This is a genomic window from Shewanella sp. Isolate7, from assembly GCF_022398425.1.
GTDB lineage: Bacteria > Pseudomonadota > Gammaproteobacteria > Enterobacterales > Shewanellaceae > Shewanella.
In genome coordinates this window covers 1-2,166 of record NZ_JAKEVJ010000150.1, presented here as the reverse complement: position 1 = coordinate 2,166, position 2,166 = coordinate 1, and the positions used below count along the sequence as shown (strand labels likewise).

The 2,166-nt window shown below is 35.1% G+C and carries 2 protein-coding genes; both read right to left on the bottom strand.

The window, feature by feature from the left end; translation table 11 throughout:
- The coding region (locus tag L1D47_RS20525) for a hypothetical protein (RefSeq protein ID WP_239886603.1) at nt 1-743 on the bottom strand (743 nt) is incomplete at its 3' end.
- Entirely contained in the window at nt 740-1,486 is a 747-nt protein-coding gene (locus L1D47_RS20520; RefSeq protein WP_239886602.1) for an MBL fold metallo-hydrolase, read from the bottom strand. The genes L1D47_RS20520 and L1D47_RS20525, both read right to left, overlap by 4 nt.
- Nucleotides 1,487-2,166: the final 680 nt, after the last annotated feature.

Sequence of the window (2,166 nt, the reverse complement as noted above, 5' to 3'; positions counted from 1 at the left end):
ATATATAATGATCCTATATAAGGTGTGTAACTTATATCGTCTTCAAAATCTTGATGGGATAGCATTTGCACTTCGTTTTCAAAGATACCACCAAGACTGACCACTCCTTGTATTACCATTTCATTCAACCAGAAAAGATCATCTCCGCCCTTTACGCCAAGGTCGAGAAATAGATTTTTGGCCATTAGTCCCCTAAAAGATGCACCTCCAATCCCAGTAAAATCACATGCTTCCATATGAACGTCACCATTAACCTTTGAGGATTTAAGGCTAAAATGACCTCCAAAGGAGCTGTTTGGCATCCATAAATTTCCCTTTATTTTACAATTTATCAATCTGAAATTTGATAAGAATTCACACGAAATAAAAATCAAGTCTTTTGAAAATTCATATTCATCAAGTTCAATGCATTCAAATGAGCAATTAATAAAAGCAATTTTAGTATTGCTTTTAATGATTTCCATGAGCTCGTGAATGTTGATTTTTTTATAACTAATTACTTTGGTTTTGCACAATTCTTTTGAATCAATAATTCTTATTTTTTCTAGCTGAGAACCTCGAAATGCATTAGAGTATGAGACACTTTTAAAATCTGCCTCAAAGTTTTGATTAATAGCTAAACTTCTAACTCCATGCTTTTTTAACTCATACCAATATAAAAAACAAAGATTAAAATTTGAATCTTCATAGATTGAAAATCTTTGGTTTTTTTCATCAAAGTACAAGTTTTTATAAAGTTTCATAGCAATACTTTCATCCCTTGAGTAGCATAGCCTCGAAAATTGTCCTCTACAATATTCTGGTATTCTCGCCACGAATCTTCATAACTCATGAGATACAATTTTTTTCTAATGTCATAACTGTATTCATTTATTAAACTGTCTAAAGTTGCATGGACTGGATTAAAATCACTTAGGGTTACATCATGGAAACCAACTTTAAAGTCAAGTGTGTTGATAGTTTCCGGTATTGCGAGAGTATCAGAAGAGTAAAATATTTTATTGTCTACAACTATACCATGCGTACTTTTTCCTGGAGTATGATTTACTCTAACTAAGTCTATGCGAAGTCCATTAAAGAAAAAATAATCCTCTTTGAGGATAACTAAATCAAAATAATCTTCTAAGGAAGCACTGCCATCACTATTATATCCTAATGACCCCTTCAGAGTTTCACTCCAAAGTTCAGTAATGACTTCTTCTCTTAAAATTAATTTTATCTTCTTCTGATATTTGAACTTACTTTCATAGGCAACTCTCTCCAATCCAAAAACATGATCCCCATGAACATGGGTTATAAATATTGCATCAATTTGACCGATGTTTAAGGATTGTGCGTTTAATGCATGCTTCACTGTATGCCCACAGTCAACCAGCAAATTTTGGTTTCCATGATGAAGAAGAGCATTGTTGTTGAAATTTTCAACAGCTTCTGAGTGACCACATCCTATGATAAGAAAGTAAGACTCGTAGAGTTCAGTAGACATAGTAGAGCTCGTCAGTATTACGTTCTAGAAAGATTAAACCTCGGTTTTTCCCTTCAAGGTTCTTATATACCATTGGGGGTTCGCTAAACACTTTATCAGGATAACTCTCCCTTAATGTTGAAATTGAGTCATAAAGTAATCCCCAGTCGGGGTTATTCAATGATGTAAATAATACAAAATGTGTGAGGTCACTATCGGGTAAAGCTGGGAAGATTTTAACTTTCATTTCATGCTCTTATAGGTTGATAAAAGGTTTATGTCTATCTTTATGCTCGAAATTATATTACTAGATATTACTTGAGATATACAGTATGAATCACGCCATTGCAAATAGTCCAATGATCAGGCATCATTCCTAATGATTCGTAACGTCTCTTATGTAGTGGCTACTGAAACAGCATGAATGAGCATACTGAATCGCCACTACTTCACTAGGGAAACTGCGAACAAGTCCTGCAATTTAGGTATCGAGCGAGGTTATGAGCGGCCCGCCTGATTTTTGAACGCTAACTGTTCAATTTTGGCCAACATACTGCCGTTTTACGCCGAATTTCGACCTAATTCCAGGCAGTTCCCGGATTTCAGACAGATCTTGGCTGTCGTCGTAACATCTGGTCTACTTTAAACAGGTTCGCCAAGGTGAATAGCATGGCTAACTGTGAGTCATTTTTCGTCAGCCC

Excerpts from the sequence above, each read along its gene's own strand:
- L1D47_RS20520 (WP_239886602.1), bottom strand. The coding sequence starts at position 1,486 with ATGTCTACTGAACTCTACGAGTCTTACTTTCTTATCATAGGATGTGGT.